This window comes from Caballeronia sp. PC1 (genome assembly GCF_021353155.1).
GTDB lineage: Bacteria > Pseudomonadota > Gammaproteobacteria > Burkholderiales > Burkholderiaceae > Caballeronia > Caballeronia cordobensis.
The window spans coordinates 2,467,148-2,492,468 of sequence record NZ_JAJUBH010000001.1 but is presented as its reverse complement, the minus strand read 5'-3'; the positions used below and the strand labels follow the sequence as shown (position 1 = coordinate 2,492,468).

The window sequence follows — 25,321 nt, the reverse complement described above, 5'->3', positions numbered from 1 at the left end:
AAAGCCCTAGTACCGCCGCGCCTCGTTCAGCGCAGCGGCGCGAGCGCGCGTTCGGCGTCCGACGTGGACATCGCCATGCGTTCGGCATAGCTCGCCAGTTGATCGTCGCCGATCTTGCCCACAGAGAAATACGTGCTGTCGGGATGCGCGAGGTAGAAGCCCGAGACGCTCGCGGCCGGCAGCATCGCGAGCGATTCGGTCACGCTCATGCCGATCTCCTCTGCCTGAAGCACTTCGAACATATCGCGCTTGACGAGGTGATCCGGACACGCCGGATAGCCTGGCGCCGGACGAATGCCCACGTATTTCTCGGCGATCAGCGCGTCGTTGTCCAGCGTTTCGCTCGCCGCGTAGCCCCACAAATCGCGGCGCACGCGCGCGTGCAGCGCTTCGGCGAAGGCTTCGGCGAACCGGTCGGCGAGCGCCTTCAGCATGATCGCGCTGTAGTCGTCGTGATCGGCTTCGAACTGTTGTTCCTTTTTATCGACGCCAAGACCCGCCGTCACCGCGAAGATGCCGATGTAGTCCTTCACGCCCGAGTCCTTCGGCGCGATGAAATCGGCGAGCGAGCGGTTCGGACGCATCACGCCGTCGACGACCGGACGCACGCCTTGCTGACGCAGGTTGCGCCATGTCATCGCGACTTGCGAGCGTGATTCGTCCGTGTAGATTTCGATGTCGTCGTCGTTCACGGTGTTTGCGGGCAGCAGCATGACGACGCCGTTCGCCGTCAGCCAGCGGCCCTGGATGAGGCGCGAGAGCATCGACTTGCCGTCGGAGAACACGCGCCGCGCCGATTCGCCCACGATCTCGTCGTTGAGAATCGCCGGATAGGGGCCGGCGAGATCCCACGTCTGGAAGAACGGAGCCCAGTCGATGTAATTCGCCAGTTCCGCGAGGTCGTAGTTCTTGAACACGCGCCGGCCGATGAAGCTCGGCTTCTTCGGCGTATACGCGTTCCAGTCGATCTTCGTCCGGTTGGCGCGCGCCTGTTCGTACGTGACCATCGGCAGCGCCTTCTTGTTGGCGTGCTGCGTGCGGATGCGGTCGTAGTCGCTCTTCAGGTCGTCGAGATACTTCGCCGCGCCTTCGTCAGACAGCAGGCTCGACGCCACCGACACCGAGCGCGACGCGTCCGGCACGTACACGACCGGGCCTTCGTAGTTCGGCGCGATCTTCACGGCGGTGTGCACGCGCGAGGTCGTCGCGCCGCCGATCAGAAGCGGCGTCTGCTTGCCGCGGAAATAGTCGTCGCGCTGCATTTCCGACGCGACGTAGGCCATCTCCTCGAGACTCGGCGTAATCAGTCCCGACAGACCGATGATGTCCGCGCCTTCATCCTTCGCCTTCTGCAGGATGGTCGCGCAGGGCACCATCACGCCCATGTTGACCACTTCGAAGTTATTGCACTGGAGCACGACCGACACGATGTTCTTGCCGATGTCGTGCACGTCGCCCTTCACGGTCGCGATGACGATCTTGCCCTTCGGACGCACGTCCGCGCCGGCGTCGGCGAGACGCTTTTTCTCTTCCTCGATGAACGGAATCAGATGCGCGACCGCCTGTTTCATGACGCGCGCCGATTTCACGACTTGCGGCAGGAACATCTTGCCCGCGCCGAACAGGTCGCCGACAACATTCATGCCGTCCATCAGCGGGCCTTCGATCACGTTGATCGGACGGCCGCCGGCGGCGTCGATCTTCTGCCGGACTTCTTCCGTATCTTCGACGATGAAGTTCGTGATGCCGTGCACGAGCGCATGCGACAGACGCGCCTCGACCGGCTGATTGCGCCATTCGAGGTTTTCTTCCTTCTTCGCGGCGCCGGTCTTGAACTTGTCGGCGCTTTCGAGCAGGCGGTCGGTGGAGTCTTCGCGGCGGTTGAGCACGACGTCTTCGACCATGTCGCGCAGTTCGGCGTCGAGATCGGCATAGACGCCGAGCTGGCCCGCGTTGACGATGCCCATGTCCATGCCGGCCTGAATCGCGTGATACAGGAACACGGTGTGAATCGCCTCGCGCACCGGGTCGTTGCCGCGAAACGAGAACGACACGTTCGACACGCCGCCGCTCACCTTCGCGTGCGGCAGGTTTTCCTTGATCCAGCGCGTCGCGTTGATGAAATCGACCGCGTAATTGTTGTGCTCTTCGATGCCCGTCGCGATCGCGAAGATATTCGGATCGAAGATGATGTCTTCCGGCTCGAAGCCGACTTCGCTCACGAGAATGTCGTAGGAGCGCTTGCAGATCTGCGTCTTGCGCTCGAACGTGTCGGCCTGGCCTTGCTCGTCGAACGCCATCACGACGGACGCCGCGCCGTAGCGGCGGATCAGCTTCGCGTGATGTTTGAAGGCTTCTTCGCCTTCCTTCAGCGAGATCGAGTTGACGATCGCCTTGCCCTGCACGCACTTCAGGCCGGCTTCGATCACCTCCCATTTCGACGAGTCGATCATGATCGGCACGCGCGCGATATCCGGCTCCGATGCGATCAGATTCAGAAAGCGCACCATCGCGGCTTTCGAATCGAGCATGGCCTCGTCCATGTTGATGTCGATGACCTGCGCGCCGTTTTCGACCTGCTGGCGCGCGACGGCGAGCGCTTCGTCGAACTGGCCGTTCAGGATCATGCGCGCGAACGCCTTCGATCCGGTCACGTTCGTGCGCTCGCCGACGTTGATGAAAAGCGAGCCGTCGGTGACGTTGAACGGTTCGAGGCCCGAGAGACGCATCGTGTGGTCGGTCATGGTGAGAGCGGTTGCAGATTGGTCAGCCGCGTGATCCAACTATCGAAGTGTGGGCACGCGGCGCGAATGGTGCGTAAGCCGATTCGGCCCGCCAGAGCGGGGCCGTGAAGCACTTTGTCGTACTTTGGCTTGAGCAGACTTTTAAGTCGTTTCGACGGAGCAGTGTGCGGGGAATCGTTGATATGCTCCGGCGTTTCAAAGCGGTTCCTGACTTCCTTCAGAGCCGTTTCGTGCGCGGTCCACCCAGCTTCGAGTTCGCCGAACCGGCGAATGTCCGAGAACAGCAGCCCTTCGAACTCGTACGGCTGGATGTGAGGGATGAACCGGTCACGGCGGCAACCGATGCGAGCCATAACTTCGTTTATGAAAAGATCTTCGATCTGTGCGGCGCGAGTCTGCGGATTCATACCGCGCGATTCGGTGAAACCGGGAAAGGTCGGACCGAGGCCATACAAGTCAAACATCGTGGTGACGTAGGTGTCGTGCCGCTGCTTGAGGATTTTTTCAAGCCTCTTGCACGCCCGATCGAGAGTGACGCCACCACCACGACCTGTTTTCGACGTTTCGAGCAGGTACGCTTCTGCGAAGACATTGTGCACGACGAGTTCCGGCGCCAAAACGTCCCGGACGAACGCTTCCTCGGTTTGTCCTTCGCCGAGAATAATGAGATTCACCATCACGCCGGTCTCCCGCCTAGCACATTCATCTCCCACAGTTCGCCAAGCGAGTAGTCATCGAGCCATACGCTGAGTTGTGCTTCATCGAGACGGCGGAACGTCGATGCATCGTCTTTTCTGTCGACGACGATCACGTCTTCGGGTTCGAGGCAACTGAGCAACTGGATGGACTGAGTGGCGACGATCAACTGCCGCCGCTCCGATGCCCGCTTCAGCAGACTTGCCAGAATGTTGATCGCGAACGGATGCAGCCCAAGCTCAGGTTCGTCGAGCAGGATGATGGGCGGCATCAGATCCCACGGTTGCTGAAGCAGCGTTGCGAGGCAGATGAAGCGCAATGTGCCGTCGGATAGCCTGTGTGCCTTGTGCGGAGTGTCCGGATCGCCTTTCTCCGTCCATTCCAGTTCGACCGTTGCGGGATCGCCATCGCGATAGACGAAATCGTGGAAGAAGGGCGCGACGAGCCGAATTGAATCGACGATCATCCGGGCGTGGATTCCGTGTTGTTCCCGCAACATCCGCAGGAAGGGCGCAAGGTTCGATGCGTCAGGCTTCAGGCGCAGGTGGTCGTTCGATTGCTGGATTTGCTTGACTCGCGCGGAGTCGCCCGTGTCGTGAAAGTGATAGACCCTTATGCGGTCGATCGGCGGGTTGGTGGACTCGAAGTACTCCAAATCTCGGCCGTTCAGATTGGCGCGCACGGCTTGTACGTACCCTGGGAAAAGGGACTCGGCATGCCCACCAGTGAGCGTAGTACGCCCGAAATCGTGCTGCAACACAATCTCACGCTCGAAAAGGAGTCGGTTGTCGTTCGTCGGAACTAGCGAGAACTCGTAACTTCCCGAGTCGCCAAAATCGAGTTCAGCCTCGATCCCTGCGGTTCGCTTGCGGCCATGGTGCAAGAGCGCATCCGCGCCGGCCTCCGTTGCTACATGAAGCTGGAAACGTTCTCCATACATCTCCGCGAGCATCCGGAATAAGCCGACGAAGTTCGACTTCCCCGCGCCATTCGCGCCGATCAGCACATTCAGGTCGCGCATTTCGAATTCGCGCAGTTCGCGTATCGACTTGTACCCTGTGATGGTAAGTTTCGAGATGGCGGGCATGTTCAGATTCCAGTCGACGGCTCGTAACACGGCGGGCTCCGCTTGTAATGACGAGCCCATTTTGTGCATTCTGCGCCGGGCGCGTCAGTCGGCCAAACGGCCACCGTCGGCAAACCGCCGAATACGTTCAGGCTGCATCGCGATACTGCGACGGAAACGCGCGCGGCTTCACTTCCGCCAGCGCCTTCGCAATCTCCGCAATATGCTCCGGCGTCGTGCCGCAGCAGCCGCCCGCGATATTCACGAGGCCCGCCGTCGCGAATTCCTTCAGCAATCCGGACGTTACGTCCGGCGTTTCGTCGAAGCCGGTATCGCTCATCGGATTCGGCAGGCCGGCGTTCGGGTAGCAGGACACATACGTATCGCACAGCTTCGCAAGTTCGGCGATGTACGGCCGCATCAAAGCCGCGCCTAACGCGCAGTTCAGGCCGAAGGTCAGCGGCTTCGCGTGACGCAGCGAATTCCAGAACGCTTCGACCGTCTGTCCCGACAGAATGCGGCCCGACGCATCGGTCACGGTGCCCGAAATCATGATCGGCACGAGTTCGCCGGTATCGTCGAAAAGCTGGTCGAGGGCGAACAGCGCGGCCTTCGCGTTCAGCGTGTCGAAGATCGTTTCGACGAGAAACAGATCGCAGCCGGCATCGAGCAGCGCCTTCGCCTGCTCGTAGTACGCCTCGCGCAGTTCGTCGAACGTGACGTTGCGCGCGCCCGGATCGTTCACGTCCGGTGAAATGCTCGCGGTTTTCGGCGTCGGCCCGATCGCGCCCGCGACGAAGCGCGGCTTGTCAGGCGTCGAGTATTTGTCGCAGGCCTCGCGCGCGAGCTTCGCCGACTCGATGTTCATCTCCGCCGCGAGGTCTTCCATGCCGTAATCGGCCTGAGCCACGCGCGTCGCGCCGAAGGTGTTCGTTTCGAGGATATCCGCGCCCGCCGCAAGGTATTGCTCGTGAATCTCGCGAATGACCTGCGGCTGCGTGATCGACAGCAATTCGTTGTTGCCCTTGATGTCGCGGCCGTAGTCCTTGAAGCGCTCGCCGCGATAGGCGGCTTCGTCGAGCTTGTAGCGCTGGATCATGGTGCCCATCGCGCCGTCGAGGATCAGGATGCGCTTTTGCAGCAGCGCGGGCAGCGCGGCGCCGCGCGTGTAAGCGCGCGCGGGCGCTTTCGGAATCGCGTTCTCGGTCATGACGGACAAGGCCTGCAGCAAATGTGAAATAGCCTGACATTGTAGCCGCAGCGCGAAGCGGTCGCTGTCGCGCCCCGCGGGGCATGCCAGAGAAAAAAACCCCGCCGTTCATGGGGCGGGGTCTTCGATAAGCGGCGAGTGTCGCCTTGAGCCGCAGGATCGTGCGGCGGCCGGCGCGGGGCGGCGGGCCGCCCCGCGCAACGCAGATCAGTGAAGCACGACGGGTTGGTTCATCAAGATATCGAACTGGCCGAGGAATTCATCGACATCCTCCAGCGACGGTTCTTCCGCAATCAGTTGCTGCACGTGTTCCCGGAACTTCGCGGCGAGCTCTCCGTCGATGAAGATCTCACGCTGCGTGTTCTTGTCGACGATCTCGTAGCCGCCCGCCTTCATGGCGAGATGGTTGTCTTGCGGCGGAAATTCGACAACGCAATAGTTGGGGCTGTTGTAGATCATTTGCATGGCGACACTCCTTATTCCTTGTTGCTCCTGGCAATCCTGAAGCGTAGTTGGAGCGATTGGGTTGGAATTCAAGGGGTGGCCTCGATGTGATGCCGGTTGTATCGAGGCTTTCTCGTGTGCAGCAAAAACCGGAACAATCAGGCCGTCCCGCGTAAGAAGTTCCCCAGCAATGCGGAAAAGCGCTCCGATTCCTCCACTGGCGACAGGTGCGCTGCGTTGAGTATTTCGAATTGCGCGCCCGGAACCGTGTCTGCGACCACCTTTGAGGCAGCATGCGGCGTGCCAACATCGTGCTGGCCCGCGACGACCAGCGTGCGTTTGTTCACAGAGGCGAGCTTGTCACGCGCATCGAAACGGCTGACCGCCTCCGCCGCGCGCGCAAACCCTTCCGCGGGCGTGCGCGCGATCGATTCCCCGATCTGCTCGACCACTTCGGGATGCGCCTTGCGGAATTCGGGCGTGAGCCAGCGTTCGAGCGTCGCTTCCACGATACTCGCAGTCCCGTTTTCGCGCACGGATGCTGCTCTTTGCGCGAATGTCGGACGCGCCTCCTCGGGGATGAACGCCGGCGCGCCGACGACCGTCAGCGTGTCCACCTTGCCGGGGTGACGGATTGCAAGCTTTTGCGCGACCATGCCGCCGATCGACAAGCCGACCACATGCGCCGAAGGCGCGCCGAGCTTGTCGAGCAGCGTGGCGAGATCGTCGGCGAGGTCGTCGATCGTGAAGCCGTCGGGCGAGACGGCCGTGTCGCCGTGGCCGCGCAGGTCGTAGCGCAGCACGGTGAAATCGCGGCGAAAATAGCCCGCCATCTGATCCCATACGGACAGATCGCCCGCAAGCTGATGGATGAAGACGAGCCAGGGACCGCCGCCTTCGTTGTCGAGAACGTAACGTGTATCGATGCGATTGATCGTCAACTGCATATCGGCTCCGTAAAGAATGCGGTTTGCGATGCTGTTTCCGATGACTGCATTGAAATTGCGCGCTTTCGCCGTGCCCGATGTCACGAAGTGTGACAGCCGTGAGACGGCCGTTACGGATTGTCCGCGGGCGGCGCAGTCGGCTCGGGTGGCGCGGCGGGCGCGGATTTGTCTGACGCATCTTGCGTGCCCGGTGCCGCCGGCGGTGCGAGCGCGCCGGCCCAGAGCAGTTCGATCTGCATGCCGTTCGGCTCGGTTTGCAGAATCCGCACGGGCAGCCAGCCGATCGACGGCGCGAGCCAGATATCGAGCTTGCGGCGGTCGCCTTCCTTGCGCGGCAGGCGCGTAAAGTGCCGCGCCGTCGTGAAGCCGCCGCGCGCCTGCACGGTTTCGTCGCCGACGGTTTCGATCGGCCAGATTTCGTTGCTGTCGTTATCCGCCACGCTGAACTGGCGCGTGACGCCCGGCTTGTATTTGTCGGGCGCGCCGCGCACGAGGCTCGCCAGTTGCATCACGACGCTGAAGCGGTCCTGCGCGCCGTCCGCGAGCGGCTGGCTTTGCGGCGTCTTCGTGTAGACGATCTGCTTCGTCTCGCGATTAAAGATGGCGATATCCGCGGCGCGGCGGCCGCGCTGCTCGGAATACTGTTCCGGCGCGATGCCGAATCCGTCGAGATGACCTTTGCTCGAATACACAAAGGGTCCGACGAAAGGCACCGGAATCGAAACGACCATCTCGTAATGTTGGCCGTCGTTGATCCAGTGGATGATGCCGGTCTGATTCATCATGCCGTTGACGAGCGTGTCGTAACGCAGCTCGCCGGTCGGCGGAACGCTGAATTTGTCGCCCGATGCGGCGGTCGCGGCAGGCGGGGCGGGCGATGCGGGCGATGGCGTTGCGGCCGGCGCGGACGCATCGGATGTTCCGGAGGCCGCGACGCCGGAAGCGGAAACGGCGGCGGTCGCGTCGGGTTGTGGAGTCGCGGCGCTCAACACCGGCGCGGGTGCGGCGGGCGCGGCGGGCGCGGCGGGTTTCGGCTGAACGTGCGGGGCAGCGGCGGGTTTCGGCGGCGCGGGCGCGGGTGCGGGCGGCTGCGGCGCAGGCGGCGCAATCGGCTTTGGCGTCAGCAATTCGACTTGCACGGGCGGCGTTTCGGGCGGCGTGTTCACCGGCTGCCGGTTCCGGTCGATCCACCGCATCGCGCTCAAGTGCAGACCCGCGACGATCAGCACGGCCAGCGCCCAGCGCCCCCAGCGCCGTGGCGTGGCGGATTCGGCGGCGGCATCGGGCGGCTCGCCCGACGCGGGGCGAGGACGGCGAAAGGAAAACAGTGGCATCGTGCGGAGGTGAAAAGCGCGGAGCTTGCGTCTGGCGAAACGTATCAGACAAGCGCGATCGAAGCGATGTTCCTCACGCCGCCGACGCGTTTCGCAACGTTCGCGAATCAGCGACCCTGCGCTTTGTACCCCAGTTCATAAGACAGCCCGCGCGCGCATTCGCGCAACGCGGAATCGATTTCACCGCCCCAGCGCGTATCGAACGTACCTTCGTGCCCGAGCGCGATGAGACCGAGCGCGAGTTCGCCCGTCGAATCGAAGACCGGCGTGCAGAACGCGTGGATGGTCGGCAGCAGCATGCCTTCGACGCGCGCCGTGCCATGCTCGCGCACCTCGGCGAATAGCGGTTCGACGTCGGCGATGGTCTGCTTCATGGCAGCGAGTTCGCGATCGAGCATCGGCTGCGTCTTGCTGCGCGGCAGATACGCGGCGAAGAGCAGGCCGGTCGCGGACGTGAGCAGCGGCATGACATCGCCCAGCCTCAGCGATGCCTTCGCCGGATGGCTCGACTCCATCCAGTGCACGACCGTCGGCCCCTGATTGCCCCATACGGCGATGCCCACCGTCTGATCCAGCCGGTCGCGCAAGTCCGCGAGCGCGATGCGCGCCAGCCGCACGCCATCGACGCGCGCGAGCCGCGCGAGACCCATCTGCAACGCGAAACCGCCGAGCTCGTAACGCCCCGACACCGGGTCCTGCGACGCGACGCCGAGCCGCAGGAAACTCACGAGATAGCGATGCGCCTTCGCCGGGCTCATGCCCGCGCGGTGCGCGAGATCGCGCAGCATCATCGCGCGCGGCTCGTTGGTGAGCACGTCGAGCAGCCGGAAACCGACTTCGATCGACTGGATGCCGGAGCGGGTTTTCTCTTCAGCGGTGTCGTTGAGGTCTTCGTCGTCGTCGGAAGCGGCGGATTGGGTCGATTGCATGAAGCTCGAAGCACTGGCGAGGGATTCACCATCGTAAAATAGATTTCCCTTAACGTCATCTCAAGTCACCGAACCCCGCTCCATGAAACTCGCCACATTGAAGGACGGCACGCGCGACGGCCAGCTCATCGTCGTGTCGCGCGATCTGCGCACGGCGGCCATCGCCGATGGAATCGTATCGACGCTGCAACGCGCGCTCGACGACTGGGCCTTCTACGCGCCGCAGCTCATGGAAGTCTACGAAGCGCTCAATCTCGGCCGCGCGCGCAACACGTTCGCGTTCGATCCGAAGTCCTGCATGGCGCCGTTGCCGCGCGCGTTCCAGTGGGCGGACGGCTCGTCGTACGTGAATCACGTCGAACTCGTGCGAAAGGCGCGCAAAGCGGAAATGCCGCCCGAATTCTGGACCGATCCGCTGATGTATCAAGGCGGCAGCGACGACTTCATCGGTCCGACGGACGACATCGTCTGCGCAACGGAATCGTATGGCATCGACTTCGAAGCGGAAGTCGCGGTCATCACCTCCGACGTCCACATGGCCGCGATGCCCGACGAAGCGCTGAAGAGCGTGCGCCTGCTGATGCTCGTAAACGACGTCTCGCTGCGCAATCTGATCCCCGCCGAACTCGCGAAGGGCTTCGGCTTCTTCCAGAGCAAGCCGGCGACGTCGTTCTCGCCCGTCGCCGTCACGCCCGACGAACTCGGCGACGCGTGGCGCGAAGGCCGCGTGCATCGGCCGATGATCGTGCACTGGAACGGCAAGAAGGTCGGCCAGCCGGATTGCGGCACGGACATGGTGTTCCACTTCGGCCAGTTGATCGCGCACGCGGCGAAGACGCGCAACCTGCGCGCGGGCGCGATCGTCGGCTCGGGCACGATCTCCAACAAGGACGCAAAGCGCGGCTACTGCTGCATCGCCGAGAAGCGCTGTCTCGAGACCATCGAGCACGGCGCGCCGGAGACGGAATTCATGAAGTTCGGCGACAGCGTGAAGATCGAGATGTTCGACGAAGAGGGCAAGTCGATCTTCGGCGCGATCGATCAGGCGGTCGTACAGCCCGAGCATTGAACGGGTTTCGCCCGATGCGGCGTGCATGAGCCACGCCTTACACTTTGCCGGGCTGCTTTCGTGCAGCATTAAAACCAACAAAAAAGGAGACTTTCGATGGCGGCAGGCAAGTGGAAATTCCTCGCGGGCGCGGTGCTGACGGTTGGCGCGCTCGCCGCGACGACGGCGGCAATCGCGCAGCAGGCGCAGCACGTGAAGATCGGCCTCGTGCTCTCGCTCACGGGGCCGGCCGCGTCGCTCGGCATTCCGGCGCGCGACACCGTTGCGCTCTTGCCGAAGGAAATGGGCGGCAGGCCCGTCGATTACATCGTGCTCGACGACGCCTCCGACACCACGCAGGCCGTGCAGACCACGAAAAAGCTCATCAGCGAGGATCAGGTCGATGCGATCATCGGCTCGTCGATCACGCCGAATTCGCTCGCGATGATCGATGTCGTCGCACAAGGGCAGACGCCGATGATCTCGCTCGCGTCGTCGTCGAAGATCATCGAGCCGGTGGACGAAAAACGCCGCTGGGTCTTCAAGACGCCGCAAACCGACGCGATGATGGCCTCGGCAATCGCCGAGCACGCGAGCAATCACGGCGTGAAGACGCTCGCCTACATCGGTCAGGCGGACGCGCTCGGCGAGACCTTCTACGCCGAAGTCGCCAAGTTCGCGCAACTGCACAAGATCGAAGTGGTCGCGAACGAGCGCTTCAACCGCACCGATCCGAGCGTGACCGGGCAGATCCTCAAGATTCTCGCGGCAAAGCCCGATGCCGTGGTCGTCGGCGCGGCGGGCACGCCGGCCGCCTTGCCGCCGAAGACGCTCGCGCAGCGCGGCTACAAGGGCAAGGTCTATCACAACCACGGCGTCGGCAACCGCGACTTCCTGCGCGTGTGCGGCGCGGACTGCAATGGCACGTTCCTGCCCGCGAGCCCCGTGCTCGTCGCCGCGCAGTTGCCCGACGATCATCCGGCCAAGCGCCTCGCGCTCGAATACATCAAACTGTACGAGGCGAAGCAGGGCGCGGGCACGGTGTCGGCGTTCGGCTCGTACGCGTGGGACGCGGGCATGCTGCTGAACCGCGCGGTGCCCATCGCCATGAAAGCGGGCGCGCCCGGCACGCCGGCGTTTCGCGCCGCCCTGCGCGACGCGCTCGAAGGCACGAAGAATTTCGCCGACACCAACGGGCAGGTCAACATGACGCCCAACGATCACATCGGCCTCGATCAGCGCGCGCGCGTGATGGTCGAGATCCGCGACGGCAAGTGGATTTATCAGCCGCGCTAATCTTTCATCGACAAGACCATGAGCGATCTCTCCCTGTATGCGGGCTACAAGTCGCTGGCGCTGCGCCGCCATCCGCACGGCGTGCTCGAAGTGGTGATGCCCGGCGCGGGCGCGAACAAGAGCGGCCTCTCCACCGCCGACGCCAACATGCACCGCGAACTCGCGGACATCTGGCGCGACATCGACCGCGATCCGGACACGCGCGTCGCGCTGATTCGCGGCGAAGGCAAGGGCTTTTCAGCGGGCGGCGATCTTGCGCTCGTTGAGGAGATGGCGACCGACTTCGACGTGCGCGCGCGCGTGTGGCGCGAGGCCCGCGATCTCGTCTATAACGTGATCAACTGCGGCAAGCCGATCGTCTCCGCGATGCACGGCCCGGCGGTCGGCGCGGGGCTGGTCGCGGGGCTTCTGGCCGATATCTCGATCGCCTCGAAGTCGGCGCGCATCATCGACGGGCATACGCGCTTAGGCGTCGCGGCGGGCGATCACGCGGCGATCGTCTGGCCGCTGCTGTGCGGCATGGCGAAGGCCAAGTACTATCTGCTGCTGTGCGAGCCGGTGAGCGGCGAGGAGGCGGAACGCATCGGGCTGGTGTCGCTCGCCGTCGACGAGAACGAATTGATGCCGAAGGCGATCGAAGTGGCGAATCGCCTGGCGCAAGGCTCGCAGACCGCGATCCGCTGGACGAAGTACGCGCTCAACAACTGGCTGCGCTCGGCCGGGCCGACCTTCGATACATCGCTCGCGCTGGAATTCATGGGCTTCGCGGGCCCGGACGTGCACGAAGGCGTGCGCTCGCTGCGCGAGAGACGCGCGCCGGATTTTCCGGGCGGCGCGCCGTTCTGACCGAAGGGAACCGCGCCAACCTCACACGAAAACAAGGAGAGTCGAATGACCGATAACACTGGCGGCACGCCGCCCTACACGATTCCCGGTTTTCCCGGATTCGGCCAGGCCGACATGATGGGCAAGATGTGGGAACTGATGCGCCTCAATCCGTTCGCCGCCGCGATGCCGGGCGGCGGGCAGGGCGTGGGTCCCTCACTCTCGATGATGTCCGACATGCTCGCTCCGCTCACGAACATCGAAGAACTCGACAAGCGCGTGACGGACATGCGCGCCGTCGAGCAGTGGCTCAAGCTCAATCTGAACATGCTGCAATCGGCGATTCAGGCGCTCGAAGTGCAGCGTGCGACGCTCGCGACGCTGCGCGCGTTCGGCGCGTTCGCGCAGACATCGGTGGAAAGCGCGCACAGCGCGGCCGCCGACAAGGCGAAGTCCGCCGCCGCGGGCTGGCCGATGAGCGGCGCGGCGAAGCAGGAAGCGAGCGCCCCGGCGCAGCCGCCCGAAGAAGCGCCGGAAGGTGACGAAGCGGGCGAAAAAGCCTCCGCGCCGCCGCCGGGCTTCGATCCGAGCGGCTGGTGGAACGTACTGCAATCGCAATTCAATCAGCTCGCGCATCTCGCGATGCTGCAACCCGGCATGACCGGCCCGCTCAACGCGGGCGCGGCGGCGGACGATCAACCGGAAGCCGCTTCCGGAAACCGCGCCGAGCAGCCGCCGAGCGGCGGCGAAGACAAGCCCGACGCTGCGGCAAAGAAAGCGCCGGCCCGCAAGTCCGCGCCGCGCAAGAAACCCGTCTGATTTTCGTCTCCCGGTCCGGCGGCGCGCGACGCTCCGCCGGGCCCGCCGGTTTACCCGATTCCTCTGATGAATTAAGTCCCCATCGGACCGCGTCCCGCATCTTCATTCGCGCGCTGAAACGCATCTCAACCCACATGCCTGTTTCGATTCTGTCTATGATGAAATGTAGACGGCGCGAAAATTTGTCCACCGTCGAAGGCGGGCATGTAACGTGCATCAGATGGCGTGAGTACATCGGGAAAGATCTGTCCATGACAAACACATCAGAACAAGACTTCGATTCCGAACCGTCTTCCGACGCCGCGGACGCGCAGGAGCAAGCGCCGCAGGGCTTTGAGGCGCCGGGACTGGCGGGAATCGGCATCGGAGCAATCGCTCAGGAAATTGGTCTGACGAAGGACACGCTGCGTGTCTGGGAGCGCCGCTATGGTTTTCCGCAGCCGATGCGCTCGCCCGGCGGCGAACGGCTGTATCCGCAGGATCAGGTGACGAAGCTGCGGCTGGTCAAGCGTCTGCTCGACGCGGGGCATCGCCCGAGCAAGGTGCTCGCGCAGCCGATCGACCTGCTGCAACATCTGGCCGAAAGCTCTGGGGTCGGGCAGGACGCGCCCGACGCCGAGCTCGATCACCTGGTGTCGCTGCTGCGCAAGAGCGCCTACGAGGAATTCCGCTTCGGGCTGTTGAAGCGCGCCACGCGCGACGGCCTCGAACGCTTCGTGCTGGATGTCGCCGCACCGCTCGCCGCGCGTGTCGGCAATGCATGGGCGGCGGGCACCTTGCAGGTTTATCACGAACATCTGTTCAGCGAGGCGATCCAGTCGACCATGCGCACGCTGATGCGCCCGCTCGGCGACGCGTTGCGCGGGCGCGGCGGGCGTCCTCGCGTCCTGCTCACGACGTTGTCCGGCGAAGGCCACGGCCTCGGCATCCTGATGGCGGAAGCGATGTTTACGCTCTCCGAGTGCGAGTGCATCCAGCTAGGGCTGCAAACGCCTCTGCACGATATCGTCGATGCGGTGACGGCCCATCACGTCGATATCGTGGCGCTGTCGTTCACGGCGGTGCTGCCCGCGCAGGCGATCACCAACGGCCTGACCGATCTGCGCAACCTGCTCCCGCCGCACGTGCGCATCTGGGTCGGCGGAAGCAGTCCGGCGCTGCGCCGCAAGCTGAACGACGGCGTGTTTCACGTCGCAGGGTTGACCCCGATCGATGAAACCGTCGCGGATTGGCGTCAATCTGCCATGCTATGATCGACGACGCTCGCTGCGGCGGGCACTGGCGCGGACATTCGCAAGCGTGCGCTTCGCATCGCTGTCACGCGAGCACGTCATACTGCGCGGCCGGCGTGGTCCGGCGCAGTCCGGCGGCCGGCTCGGCGCCACTTGAACTTACCTCAGGCACAGGTTTCGCTCCTCACCCACGGTAGAACAAGACGCACAACAGGCAACATTTGCACGGGAAGTGCATTGTTTTCGCGGGACGCGACGCGTTGCCGCAGCGCCCAATTTGAGCGCTCGTTGTCGCATTTCGTCTTTGGCCGACCGAATCCCGCGTAAAATTGAAAGCTTGGCTGCTCGCATGCAAGGTTATTTCGCACGCGTGAGCTGAAAGTCAAATAGATATAACGTCGCATAAGTGGCATCAGGGGTGGACCTATGAACACCATGCTTTATCCGGAACTTTATAAATCGCTGGAATCCGTCCGATGGGACATGGAGAAGGACATTCCATGGGACAAGTTCGATGCGTCCCTGCTCACCGACGAGCAGGCCAGGACCATCAAGATGAACGCGATCACCGAATGGTCCGCTCTTCCCGCAACCGAAATGTTCCTGCGTGACAACCACCATGACAGCGATTTCTCCGCGTTCATGAGCGTGTGGTTCTTCGAGGAACAGAAGCATTCGCTCGTGCTGATGGAGTATCTGCGCCGCTTCAAGCCCGACATGGTGCCGACCGAGGACGAACTCCACGCGGTGCGCTTCGAGTTCGATCCGGCGCCGCCGCTCGAAACGCTGATGCTGCACTTCTGCGGCGAAATCCGCCTGAACCACTGGTATCGCCGTGCGGCCGAGTGGCACACCGAGCCGGTCATCAAGCACATCTACGAAACCATTTCGCGCGACGAAGCCCGTCACGGCGGCGCGTATCTGCGCTACATGAAGAAGGCGCTCGCGAATGCGGGCGACACGGCGCGCGCCGCGTTCGCGAAGATCGGCGTGCTGATGGCGTCGGCGCGCCGCACCGAAAAGCCGCTGCATCCGACCAACCTCCACGTCAATCAGGCGCTTTTCCCGCGTGATACCGTGCAGTCGCGCCTGCCCGATCCGGAGTGGCTCGAACGCTGGCTGGACGACCAGATCCGCTTCGACGACAGTTGGGAGAGGAAGGTCGTCGAGCGCATCCTGCATAACCTGTCGATTCTTTTCGAGCGTTCGTTCGCGACCGCGCAGGAACTGAACCGTTATCGCAAGGAAGTGACGCAGCGTCTGCAATCCGCGCCGGGCGGCGCGGCCGAACAGCCGGCCTGACGCATTCAAGCATTGCGAAATGAGACGGCCCGCCGGGTTGAACCGGCGGGCCGTCTTGCATTTCATGGATTCATTTGTGTGCGAAGCGCCGTGGCACAATGCGCGCTTTCAGTACACCGCAACGAGCGTCGCCATGTCCGCCATTTTCGAACGCAAGATCATCACGCGCGAAGCGCTCGCCGCGCGCCGTACGGCGCTTGCCGGCCCCGTCGTTTTCACCAACGGCGTTTTCGACATCCTTCATCGCGGACATGTCACTTATCTCGCCGATGCGAAGGCGCTCGGCGCGACGCTCATCGTTGGTGTCAACAGCGATGCATCCGTGCGCACGCTCGGCAAAGGCGACGATCGCCCGATCAATCGCGAGGACGATCGCATGGCGCTGCTCGCGGCGCTGGAAAGCGTCGACTGGGTCGTGAAGTTCGAAGAAACGACGCCGCTGCAACTGATCGACGCGCTGCACCCCGACGTGCTCGTGAAAGGCGGCGACTACGACATGGACAAGCTGGCCGAATCGGCGCTCGTGCGCGGCTGGGGCGGCAAGGCGCTCGCCATCCCGTTCGAGCACGACCGGTCGACGACCGCGCTGCTCAGGAAGGTCCGCGAGCAGTCCTGATTCTCTCGATTTCCCCGCGCACCGCTTATTGGCCGAGCGGCGTGCTCTGAACGTTCGCGGCCGGCGCAGGCCCGCCGACGCGCGGCTGGTCGAACGCTTCGTCCGGGCCGAGCGGACGCGTCGCGAGCGCTTCGGGACGCACTTGCTGCAACAGATGATGCGGCTCGCGCGCGCCGGCGGCGGGCAACGGTCCGAACATGCCGCGCATGACGGTGAACATCAGCAAGTTGGCGAGAATAAGGAGGGCGATCAGCCAGCGCAGCATTCCTGGGCTCCGTCCGTCTATCAAATCAGCGAATCAGGATGAATGGCGTGCCGCCGCGTCGCGCGCGATGAGCGCGAGGCCGGACAGCACGAGGGAATCGTGTCGAGTATGCGGTACGTCGAGCGCGCCGGCGATTTCATTGGCCGCGCCGCCGCCGAGCACGAGACGCACCTCCGCTTGCCAGTCCGCTTTCAGGTCGCGCCACGCGCGCTCGATCAGGCTCGCCTGCGCGAGCAGGCAACCGGCGGAAAGCGCGGCGGCGGTGTCGGTCGCGAACAGGTTGCGCTTCTGATTCAAGGCTTCGCGCGCGGCCGCGGGGTCGAGCGTCGGCAGTTGTGCGGTGTGGCTGCCGAGCGATTCCATCATCAGCGACCAGCCGGGCGCGATCAGGCCGCCGGTGAAAACGCCGTCGGCGCGCAGCGCTTCGAGCGTGGTCGCGGTGCCGAAGGTCGCGACCAGCAGATGCTCGCCCGGATACGCGGCGCGCGCGGCGATGAGACCAGCCCAGCGATCGCTACCGAGGCGCGTCGGGTCGGCGTAGTCGTTGGTCACGCCGCATTGCGCGGCGCGCGCCCGCACGACGGTGCGCGGCAACGTCGGCCAGCGGGCGTCGATGAGACGCTGGATGCGGTTCTGCACCGGCATGCCGGCGACGTTCGAAATCCACGCGCTCGCCGGCGCGGGCAGCGAGCCCCAGGCATCGAGCGCGGCGTCGTCGGCGCTGGTGGAGTGATGCGCGTGCTCGAAGGCGCCGTTCGCGAGCGGCGCGCCGTCTTCCTCGACGAGCGACCATTTGATGCGGCTGTTGCCCGCGTCGATGAGCAGATAGCGCGCTTCGTTACCCGACGCTGTCACGGACGCTCCTTCGCGAGGCGCAGCGTCAGTTCGCCGGTCGCGACGGCGCGCGGGCCTTCGGGCGCGTCGATCAGCAACTGGCCGCCGTCGTCGACGCCCGCCGCGATGCCGCGCGTCACCTCCATGCCCTGATCGATGAGCGCGACTTCGCGGCCCGCCCAGGCATGCGCGTCGAGCCAGCGCTGGCGGAACGGCCGGAAGCCTTCGGCTTCGAAACGCGGCAGCGCGCCGTCGAGCGCGTTAAGGAGCGCGGCGAGGGTATCGGTGAGATTCGCGTCGGGCCACGCGCGCGCGAGCGCGGCGGGCGTGGCGCCTTGCCCGGGCGATGCGGCGATGCGGTTGGCGTCGTCGACTTGCGCGGCGAGCTGCTCCGCGCCGTGCAAATTCAGGCCGATGCCGATCACGACCGCCGTCGCATCCGGCGCGTTCCACGCGGTTTCGATGAGAATGCCGGCGAGCTTGCCGTCGTCGAGCAGGACGTCGTTCGGCCACTTCAGCGCCGGACGCGCGGACGGCGAGAGCGGCAGGCGCGCGAGCGCGTCGAGCACCGCCGTGCCGATGGCGAGGCTCAGACCCGACAGCCCTTCGATCGGCCGCTTCAGCACGCATCCAACCGACATCAGCAGCGCATTGCCCGGCTCGGCGAGCCACGCGCGGCCGCGCCGGCCGCGCCCCGCGGTTTGCGAATACGCGACGCGGACCACGGGCGCGGGCGCAGGCGCGCCATCGCGGCGCGATGCGCGCAACTGCTCCATCAGGTCCGCGTTGGTCGACCCGGTTTCATCGACGATGTCGATGGTCCAGTCGCGCGCCGGACGCTCGGCGAGCGCCGCGAGCCGCGGAAGATCGATGCGCCAGGGCGCGTCGGGGGCGAAGGGGGTGGAGTTCATGGCGGCTATTGTAGCGGCGGGAAGGGCGTGCGAAGCCCCCGAAAACGTCACACGAAGGCGATGCGCAGCGTCTTGCCGCACGCCGTGGCGTATTTGCGCAGCGTCGCCACGGACGGCGAGTGTTTTTCGCTGATCAGCGATCCTTCGAGCCGCGCGACCGCGGAAGCGGTCGTGCCCATGCGCTCGGCGATCTGTGCCTGAGTGAGGCCGGCTTCCTTGCGCGCGCGAAGCAGTGCGTCGAGGGCTTCGTATTTCGGCCCCAGGGCGTCGTAGGCCGCCTTGAACTCGGGGTCGGCGAGCATGCGGCGGTCGTCTTCTTCGGTGTGCGGGACGGGGTTGTAGCGACGTGCCAATTCGCGTTGCAATCGGGTCTTAGACATTACCTTTCACCTCCTTCATTCGTGCGTGTGCGATGCGCAGTTCGTCTTCTGGCGTTTGGCGGGTCTTCTTGATAAACGAATGCAACATGACGATTCGCCTGCCGGTGCCCATACAGTAGAAGACGCGGCCAATGCCGTCTCTGCCGCGCGGTCGGAGTTCGAACAGACCGCCCCCCATCGCTCTCGAATGCGGCATTCGCAAGTTTGCGCCGTGTAGTTTCATGAGATCGACCAGCCGCCAATAGTCGGAGCGTATGCCGATGGGCAGATCGCGAATCTCGCGTTGAAGCTGTTCATCGTAGTAAGCGATCGTCCAGGAACGTTCATCCGAGAGTAGCATATTTGCTAAGTTGCACTGTAAAGAATGGTGCAACCCAGTCTTCCCGTTCCCCGCATTCCCGACCATTCATCCAATCGACATAGGCCCGCGGGCACCGTCCCCGCCTTCCCCCAACGCACTTCGCTACAATGTCCGTTCCCCTTCAACCGCGTTTCATCGCGCCATCGCTCCTTGGACTTCGACACGCCGCCGCGCCTTAGGGTGGAAGCCGGTCAGCAGGGCAAGGTGGTCCGGCTCTCCGGCCAGTGGACCGCGCTCGCGCTCGCCCGCGACCGCGCGAAGAGCGGCGTGACGCGGCGGCTGCGCGCGATCGGCCGCGAGGCAATCGGGCAGTGGGATCTGCTGTCGGTCGAGCGGCTCGATCACGTCGGCGGGCAGGCGCTCTGGCGCGTCTGGGGCCGCAAGATGCCCGCGACCATCGCGCTGTCGGACACGCAGCGCGAAATCTTCGAGCGCGTCGCGCTGCTCGACGCCGAGCGCGAAGAGCCCGAACCGGTCGATCGCATCGATCCGGTCACGAAGCTCGGGTCATTGATCTTCGCGTTCTTCGATCATCTCTACGACGGCCTCGCGATGTTCGGCGGTTTCCTGCTCGATCTCCTCGGGCTCGTCCGGCGTCCGAAGCGCATTCCGTGGACGGAAATCTCCGCCAATATCTACGCCGCCGGCGCGCAGGCGCTCGCGATCACCGCGCTCGTCGCGTTTCTGATCGGCATCGTGCTCAGTTATCTGTCCGCGCAACAACTGCGCGCGTTCGGCGCGAATCAGTACATCGTCAATATTCTCGGGCTCTCGGTGATCCGCGAGCTCGGGCCCGTGCTGTCGGCGATTCTCGTCGCGGGGCGCTCCGGCTCCGCGATCACCGCGCAAATCGGCGTGATGCGCGTCACCGAAGAACTCGACGCGATGCAGGTCATGGGCATTCCCCACGGCCTGCGGCTCGTGCTGCCGCGCGTGATCGCGCTCGGCATCGCAATGCCGCTGCTCGTCATGTGGACGAATATCGTCGCGCTGACCGGCGGCGCGCTCGCGGCGAAGCTCGTGCTGTCCATCGACGTCAATTTCTTCGTGCGCTCGCTGCCGTCCGTCGTGCCGATTGCGAATCTGTGGATCGGGCTCGGCAAGGGCGTCGTGTTCGGCATGCTGATCGCGCTCACCGCGTGTCATTTCGGCTTTCGCATCAAGGCGAATTCGCAGAGTCTCGGCGAAGGCACGACGACGTCCGTCGTGACCTCGATCACCATCGTGATTCTCGCGGACGCCGTCTTCGCGATCCTTTTCCAGAACGTAGGACTGTAATGTCGACCACGCTCGCCACCGCCGTGCGTCACCAGCCGCCGCCCGTCATCGCGGAGCCGGTGATCGAAGTGCGCGATCTGACGAAGCGCTACGGCCGCACGGTCATCCACGATCATCTGAATCTGGACGTGCGGCGCGGCGAGATCGTCGCGCTTCTGGGCGGCTCCGGTTCGGGCAAGACCACACTCGTGCGGCAGATCCTCGGGCTGGAATTTCCGACGTCGGGCACGATTCGCGTGCTCGGCGAGGAATGGGCGCAGATGGACGAGGAAACCGCGAAGATGCTGCGCACCCGCTCGGGCATGATGTTCCAGCAAGGCGCGCTGTTTTCGTCGCTGTCGGTCTATGACAACATCGCGCAGCCGTTTCGCGAGCTCGGCAAGATTCCGGAGGATCTGATCCGCGAGTTCGTCATGCTGAAGCTCGAGATGGTCGGCTTGTCGTGCAAGCACGCGACCAAGATGCCCTCGGCGCTGTCGGGCGGCATGGTGAAGCGCGTGGGCATCGCGCGGGCGATCGCGCTCGAACCCGAGCTGCTCTTTCTCGACGAGCCCACCGCCGGCCTCGATCCGAAGGCGTCGGACGAGTTCGTCGATCTGATCGCCACGTTGCATCGCGCGCTCGGTCTGACCGTCGTCATGGTCACGCACGATCTCGATACGATGGTCGCGCTCTCGACGCGCGTCGCCGTGCTCGCGGATCGGCGCGTGCTCGTCGCCGCGCCGGTGGAGGAGGCCTGCGCGGTGGACCATCCGTTCATCCGCGAGTATTTTCTCGGACGTCGCGGGCGGCGCGCGTTGCAGGCGCTGCCCGCCGAGCGCCGCGCGAAGCTGCCGCCGGCCGCGCTCGAAGACGCGCCGATCGCCGTCAACAAGTAGCCGCTGCTCGCGAACCGAAAGCGCCAAAGGAACCTGCCGATGGAAAACAAATCACATGCGTTCTGGACCGGGCTCTTCACGATCGTCCTCGTGCTGGCCATCGCGTTCGCCGTGTTCTTCTTCAACGTGGATCGCACCGTGCGCGTGCCCTACGACCTGATCGCGCGCACCAACGTCACCGGGCTTTTCTCGGACGCGCCCGTGCGCTATCGCGGCCTGGGCGTCGGCAAGGTGCAGTCGATCGCGTTCGACAGGTCGCATCCGGGGCAAATCCGCATCCGCATCCTCGTCGACAAGAACGCGCCGATGACGCACTCCACCTTCGCGACGCTCGGCTTTCAGGGCGTGACGGGCATCGCCTTCGTGCAGCTCGACGACACCGGCACCGACACCGCGCCGCTTGCGTCGTCGCCGCAGCACGTGGCCGAAGTGCCGATGCGGCCCGGTCTTTTCGAGCAATTGCAGCAACGCGGCGACGTCATCCTGAAGAAGTTCGAGCGCCTCGCCGACGACGCCGACAAGTTCCTCTCCGACGACGTCCGCAATCAGCTCATGGACACGACGAAAAGCCTGCAAGGCGCGGCGGACGGCATCGCGACGCTCGCGAGCCAGGTGCAGCCCGCGACGGCCCATCTGCCGCAGACGCTGAAGCAGATCGACGCCACGCTCGCCTCGACCAACCAGCTCATGCAGAGCCTGAACCGTCCGGACGGCCCGCTCGTCGTCAATCTGAACAAGGCGGGCAAGGCCGCGGAAGACGCGGGCGCCGCGCTTGCGGACATGAACGAGTCGTTGCGCTTCATCACGGCGCGCGTCGGCTTCGAGGCGTTGCCGCGCTTCTACTCGTTTTCCGATGACGTGAGCGCGGCCGCCCGTTCGGTCGATCGCGCCGCCGACGCATTCAGCACCAATCCGCGCAGCGTGCTCTTCGGCGCGCCGAAACGGGAGCCGGGGCCGGGCGAGCCGGGCTTTACGTGGCCCGCGAAAGCAGCAGCACACTGAGCCGCGCACTGAACGAGAAGAAAACATGGCAAAGATCGATTTGAGAGCAGCAACCGCGATGTTCGCGCTCGCCTGCGTCACCTGGCTCGCGGGCTGCGGATCGGCGCCCAGCGCGATGCCGAACGCGCGCTACGACCTGGGCTCGCCGCCCGCCGCGAACGCGGCGGCGAACGCCGCGCCGATGCCGCCCGTGAAAGTGCTCGCGGTCGGCGCGCCGCGCAATCTCGAAACCGATTCGTTCGCGTACCGGCTGAGTTACGTCGATGCGCAGCGCACCGGCAGCTATTCGGACAGCCACTGGACGATGCCGCCCGCGCAACTCCTGACGCAGCGCCTGCGCGAGGCGCTCGCGGCGCGCGGCCCGATCCTGTCCGGCGCGGACCCCGTGCGCGCCGTGCCGCTGCTCGAAGTCGAGCTGACGAGCTTCGAGCAGGTTTTCGACGCGCCCGAGCAGAGCCACGGCGCGGTTTCCGTACGCGCGACGCTCACGCAGCAAGGCCGGGTGGTCGGCCAGCGCAGTTTCGCCGCGAATGCGCCCGCGCCTTCCGCGGACGCGTCGGGCGGCGCGCGGGCGCTCGCGGCCGCATCGGATGACGTGATCGCGCAGCTATCCGCGTGGCTCGCCGCGCAACCGCTTTCCGCCGCGCGATGACGGTCCGCGGTTTCATCGTCGGCCGCGCACGGAGGCGTCCGCGCGGCTCATGACGATCAAGCAATGGCAGCGCCGCCCGTCGGCGTTTTCCCGGCAGGCGCTCGCGGCGTATGCGGCGCTCGTCGTCTATGGGTCGCTGTATCCGTTTTCCGGGTGGCGCTCGCTGGGCCTGAGCCCGTTTGCGTTTCTCGCCGATCCGCTGCCGCAATATCTGACAGCGTTCGATGTCGTCACGAACGTGCTCGGCTACATGCCGCTCGGCGCGCTGATCGTGCTTGCGCTGTATCCGCGCTTTCGCGGCACGCTCGCCGTGGGCGCGGCGCTCGCCGGCGGCGCGCTGCTCTCCGGCTCGATGGAAGCGATCCAGACGTATCTGCCGACGCGCGTCGCCTCGAATCTCGATCTCGCCGCGAATGCGTTCGGCGCGCTCCTCGGCGGCGTGCTGATCGCGCCCGCGACGAGCGCGCTGCTCGACCGCGGCCTGCTCCGGCGCATCCGCTTCACCTGGTTCGAGCGCGACGCGGCCTATGTGATCGGCCTCACGGCGCTATGGCCGTTCGCGGCGATGTTCCCCGCGCCGTATCTCTTCGGCGGCGGCGACCTGCCGCGCGTGCTGTGGGACGCGCTCGATCCGGCGATGCAGGACGCGATCCTCGCGTGGACGCCCGCTTCATGGGACGTCGAAAGCTGGCCCGACCGGCTCGGCGCGCTCTTGCCGGACGACGCCTGGGAAGCGCTCATCACCTCGACGAGCCTGTTCGCCGCGCTCGTGCTCGCGACGCTCCTCACGCGCGCCCGCGCGCCGCGCATCCGGCTCATGCTCGGTCTGGTCGCGCTGACGCTGTTCGCGAAGGCGGGCGCAACCTTTCTGCAATCGCGCGCGGGCCTGACCTTCGACTGGGCCACGGACGGCGCGCTCGAAGGCATCGCCGTTGCGACGCTGGCGGGCGCGCTCGCGGTGTCGCTGCCGCGGGGCTTGAGGGCCGCGCTCGCGGGCGGGGCGCTCGTCGTGTCGCTCGCGCTCGTCAATCTGCTGCCGGTGAATCCGTACTTCGACATCGTGCTGGCCGACTGGCGGCAAGGGCGTTATCTGCATTTCAACGGCCTCGCGCACTGGCTCGCGTGGGTGTGGCCGTATGCGGCGCTCGGCTGGCTCGCGTCGTCGGCGGAACGCGCGCTGCTGGCGCGGCGGCGGGCGAGAAAGGCGGCGCAGCGCTGAAAGGCGGGCACGAACATCGCTCGCTATAATCGACCGACACTCTCACCGCACCCGCTCATGGATTCCTTCTACAAGTACCACGTGTTCTTTTGCCTGAATCAGCGCGATGCCGACGCGCCGCGCCCGAGTTGCGCGAACTGCAACGCGCAGGCCATGCAGGAACACGCGAAAAAGCGCGTGAAGCAACTGGGCCTTGCGGGCGAAGGCAAGGTGCGCATCAACAAGGCGGGGTGTCTTGACCGCTGCGAACTGGGGCCGGTCGTCGTCGTGTATCCGGAAGGCACGTGGTACACGTATGTCGATGAAACCGACATCGACGAGATCGTCGAATCGCATCTCGCCAACGGCAAAGTCGTCGAACGTCTTCTGATCGATCAACCCGCATAAGAGCAGCATGAACGCGCAAACCGAAAAATTCCTCATCGACGGGCCGGTCGGCAAGATCGAATGCGCGCTCGACCGCACCGACCAGACGCCGCGCGGCATCGCGCTCGTCGCGCATCCGCATCCGCTCTTCGGCGGCACGATGGACAACAAGGTCGCGCAGACGCTCGCGCGCACCTTCGTGCAGCTCGGCTACACCACGTATCGCTCGAACTTTCGCGGCGTCGGCGAGACGGCGGGCGAACACGATAACGGCATCGGCGAGCAGGACGACTTGCTCGCGCTGATCGACCACATGCGCGCGCAACCGGGCCAGGCCGATACGCCGATCGTGCTCGCGGGCTTTTCGTTCGGCACCTTCGTGCTGTCGCACGTCGCGAAGCGCATGCTGGAGGCGGGAAAGGCGATCGAGCGCATCGTGTTCGTCGGCACAGCGGCAAGCCGCTGGGACGTCGCGCCCGTGCCCGACACCACGCTCGTGATCCACGGCGAAACGGACGACACCGTGCCCATTCAATCCGTCTACGACTGGGCGCGGCCGCAGGAGTTGCCGGTCGTCGTCATTCCGGGCGGCGAGCACTTCTTTCATCGCAAGCTGCATATTTTGAAGCGCGTGATCGTCGATGCGTGGCGTTGAGCGGCGCAAGCC

At 64.9% G+C, this 25,321-nt stretch carries 27 protein-coding genes; 14 read left to right on the top strand and 13 right to left on the bottom strand.

Going from position 1 to position 25,321, the window contains the following annotated elements:
• Positions 1 to 26: 26 nt before the first annotated feature.
• From metH to LY284_RS11845, 8 genes are all read right to left on the bottom strand, one after another.
• Complete coding sequence (metH, locus tag LY284_RS11880) at positions 27 to 2,744, bottom strand: methionine synthase (RefSeq protein ID WP_014190211.1); 2,718 nt, start codon at positions 2,742 to 2,744, stop codon at positions 27 to 29.
• Positions 2,741 to 3,421, bottom strand: coding sequence for a DUF4276 family protein (locus tag LY284_RS11875; RefSeq protein ID WP_014190212.1), 681 nt, complete (start codon positions 3,419 to 3,421; stop codon positions 2,741 to 2,743). Before LY284_RS11875 ends, metH begins: the two co-directional genes overlap by 4 nt.
• Positions 3,421 to 4,527, bottom strand: a complete 1,107-nt coding sequence (locus LY284_RS11870) for an AAA family ATPase (protein ID WP_014190213.1) — start codon at positions 4,525 to 4,527, stop codon at positions 3,421 to 3,423. Before LY284_RS11870 ends, LY284_RS11875 begins: the two co-directional genes overlap by 1 nt.
• A gap of 127 nt (positions 4,528 to 4,654) precedes the next feature.
• Positions 4,655 to 5,716 (bottom strand): homocysteine S-methyltransferase family protein, encoded by a 1,062-nt coding sequence (locus tag LY284_RS11865; RefSeq protein ID WP_041730889.1) that lies wholly within the window; start codon positions 5,714 to 5,716, stop codon positions 4,655 to 4,657.
• Between the two features lie 207 nt (positions 5,717 to 5,923).
• A complete protein-coding gene (locus LY284_RS11860) occupies positions 5,924 to 6,181 on the bottom strand; it encodes a DUF3567 domain-containing protein (RefSeq protein WP_014190215.1) in 258 nt (85 codons plus the stop codon).
• Between the two features lie 137 nt (positions 6,182 to 6,318).
• Positions 6,319 to 7,107, bottom strand: a complete 789-nt coding sequence (locus LY284_RS11855) for an alpha/beta fold hydrolase (protein ID WP_233386265.1) — start codon at positions 7,105 to 7,107, stop codon at positions 6,319 to 6,321.
• A 110-nt stretch (positions 7,108 to 7,217) separates the two neighbouring features.
• Positions 7,218 to 8,441 (bottom strand): DUF3108 domain-containing protein, encoded by a 1,224-nt coding sequence (locus LY284_RS11850; RefSeq protein ID WP_014190217.1) that lies wholly within the window; start codon positions 8,439 to 8,441, stop codon positions 7,218 to 7,220.
• A gap of 107 nt (positions 8,442 to 8,548) precedes the next feature.
• Complete coding sequence (locus tag LY284_RS11845) at positions 8,549 to 9,370, bottom strand: IclR family transcriptional regulator (RefSeq protein ID WP_014190218.1); 822 nt, start codon at positions 9,368 to 9,370, stop codon at positions 8,549 to 8,551.
• Between the two features lie 82 nt (positions 9,371 to 9,452).
• Here LY284_RS11845 and LY284_RS11840 point away from each other — a divergent pair, with 82 nt between their 5' ends.
• The 7 genes from LY284_RS11840 to rfaE2 all read left to right on the top strand — a co-directional run bounded on the left by LY284_RS11840 (position 9,453) and on the right by rfaE2 (position 16,508).
• Positions 9,453 to 10,439 carry a fumarylacetoacetate hydrolase family protein gene (locus LY284_RS11840; RefSeq protein ID WP_014190219.1) on the top strand — a complete coding sequence of 329 codons (987 nt, stop codon included), beginning with the start codon at positions 9,453 to 9,455 and terminating at the stop codon, positions 10,437 to 10,439.
• A gap of 96 nt (positions 10,440 to 10,535) precedes the next feature.
• Positions 10,536 to 11,714, top strand: coding sequence for an ABC transporter substrate-binding protein (locus tag LY284_RS11835; protein ID WP_014190220.1), 1,179 nt, complete (start codon positions 10,536 to 10,538; stop codon positions 11,712 to 11,714).
• An 18-nt stretch (positions 11,715 to 11,732) separates the two neighbouring features.
• Positions 11,733 to 12,560: an enoyl-CoA hydratase/isomerase family protein gene (locus tag LY284_RS11830; RefSeq protein ID WP_014190221.1), complete on the top strand. Its 828-nt coding sequence runs from the start codon at positions 11,733 to 11,735 to the stop codon at positions 12,558 to 12,560.
• 45 nt (positions 12,561 to 12,605) lie between these two features.
• Complete coding sequence (locus LY284_RS11825; RefSeq protein WP_014190222.1) at positions 12,606 to 13,358, top strand: PhaM family polyhydroxyalkanoate granule multifunctional regulatory protein; 753 nt, start codon at positions 12,606 to 12,608, stop codon at positions 13,356 to 13,358.
• Positions 13,359 to 13,609: 251 nt separating this feature from the next.
• Positions 13,610 to 14,611, top strand: a complete 1,002-nt coding sequence (locus LY284_RS11820) for a MerR family transcriptional regulator (RefSeq protein ID WP_014190223.1) — start codon at positions 13,610 to 13,612, stop codon at positions 14,609 to 14,611.
• 405 nt (positions 14,612 to 15,016) lie between these two features.
• Positions 15,017 to 15,892 carry an acyl-ACP desaturase gene (locus LY284_RS11815; RefSeq protein WP_014190224.1) on the top strand — a complete coding sequence of 292 codons (876 nt, stop codon included), beginning with the start codon at positions 15,017 to 15,019 and terminating at the stop codon, positions 15,890 to 15,892.
• Between the two features lie 133 nt (positions 15,893 to 16,025).
• Positions 16,026 to 16,508, top strand: a complete 483-nt coding sequence (gene rfaE2 / locus LY284_RS11810) for a D-glycero-beta-D-manno-heptose 1-phosphate adenylyltransferase (RefSeq protein WP_014190225.1) — start codon at positions 16,026 to 16,028, stop codon at positions 16,506 to 16,508.
• A 25-nt stretch (positions 16,509 to 16,533) separates the two neighbouring features.
• Here rfaE2 and LY284_RS11805 read toward each other — a convergent pair whose 3' ends face one another.
• From LY284_RS11805 to LY284_RS11785, 5 genes are read right to left on the bottom strand one after another with little or no spacing between them, the layout of a single operon-like run.
• A complete protein-coding gene (locus tag LY284_RS11805) occupies positions 16,534 to 16,773 on the bottom strand; it encodes a hypothetical protein (RefSeq protein ID WP_014190226.1) in 240 nt (79 codons plus the stop codon).
• Positions 16,774 to 16,806: 33 nt separating this feature from the next.
• Complete coding sequence (locus tag LY284_RS11800) at positions 16,807 to 17,628, bottom strand: type III pantothenate kinase (protein ID WP_014190227.1); 822 nt, start codon at positions 17,626 to 17,628, stop codon at positions 16,807 to 16,809.
• Positions 17,625 to 18,518 carry a biotin--[acetyl-CoA-carboxylase] ligase gene (locus tag LY284_RS11795; RefSeq protein WP_014190228.1) on the bottom strand — a complete coding sequence of 298 codons (894 nt, stop codon included), beginning with the start codon at positions 18,516 to 18,518 and terminating at the stop codon, positions 17,625 to 17,627. Before LY284_RS11795 ends, LY284_RS11800 begins: the two co-directional genes overlap by 4 nt.
• A gap of 47 nt (positions 18,519 to 18,565) precedes the next feature.
• On the bottom strand, positions 18,566 to 18,883 hold the full coding sequence (locus tag LY284_RS11790; protein ID WP_041730893.1) for a helix-turn-helix domain-containing protein: 318 nt from the start codon (positions 18,881 to 18,883) through the stop codon (positions 18,566 to 18,568).
• A gap of 7 nt (positions 18,884 to 18,890) precedes the next feature.
• On the bottom strand, positions 18,891 to 19,238 hold the full coding sequence (locus LY284_RS11785) for a type II toxin-antitoxin system RelE/ParE family toxin (protein WP_014190230.1): 348 nt from the start codon (positions 19,236 to 19,238) through the stop codon (positions 18,891 to 18,893).
• 171 nt (positions 19,239 to 19,409) lie between these two features.
• On the opposite strand from LY284_RS11785, the gene LY284_RS11780 reads away from it, so the two are divergent.
• Genes LY284_RS11780 through LY284_RS11750 form a run of 7 tightly spaced genes read left to right on the top strand, consistent with a single transcriptional unit; the run spans position 19,410 to position 25,309 of the window.
• Positions 19,410 to 20,537: an ABC transporter permease gene (locus LY284_RS11780; protein WP_014190231.1), complete on the top strand. Its 1,128-nt coding sequence runs from the start codon at positions 19,410 to 19,412 to the stop codon at positions 20,535 to 20,537.
• Positions 20,537 to 21,415: an ABC transporter ATP-binding protein gene (locus LY284_RS11775; RefSeq protein ID WP_014190232.1), complete on the top strand. Its 879-nt coding sequence runs from the start codon at positions 20,537 to 20,539 to the stop codon at positions 21,413 to 21,415. The genes LY284_RS11780 and LY284_RS11775 overlap by 1 nt, the downstream gene beginning before the upstream one ends.
• Before the next feature lie 39 nt (positions 21,416 to 21,454).
• A complete protein-coding gene (locus tag LY284_RS11770; protein WP_014190233.1) occupies positions 21,455 to 22,417 on the top strand; it encodes an MlaD family protein in 963 nt (320 codons plus the stop codon).
• Between the two features lie 25 nt (positions 22,418 to 22,442).
• A complete protein-coding gene (locus LY284_RS11765; RefSeq protein ID WP_014190234.1) occupies positions 22,443 to 23,069 on the top strand; it encodes an ABC-type transport auxiliary lipoprotein family protein in 627 nt (208 codons plus the stop codon).
• 49 nt (positions 23,070 to 23,118) lie between these two features.
• A complete protein-coding gene (locus LY284_RS11760; RefSeq protein ID WP_014190235.1) occupies positions 23,119 to 24,288 on the top strand; it encodes a VanZ family protein in 1,170 nt (389 codons plus the stop codon).
• A gap of 57 nt (positions 24,289 to 24,345) precedes the next feature.
• Positions 24,346 to 24,675 (top strand): ferredoxin, encoded by a 330-nt coding sequence (locus LY284_RS11755; RefSeq protein WP_014190236.1) that lies wholly within the window; start codon positions 24,346 to 24,348, stop codon positions 24,673 to 24,675.
• A 7-nt stretch (positions 24,676 to 24,682) separates the two neighbouring features.
• Positions 24,683 to 25,309, top strand: coding sequence for an alpha/beta hydrolase (locus LY284_RS11750; protein WP_014190237.1), 627 nt, complete (start codon positions 24,683 to 24,685; stop codon positions 25,307 to 25,309).
• Positions 25,310 to 25,321: the final 12 nt, after the last annotated feature.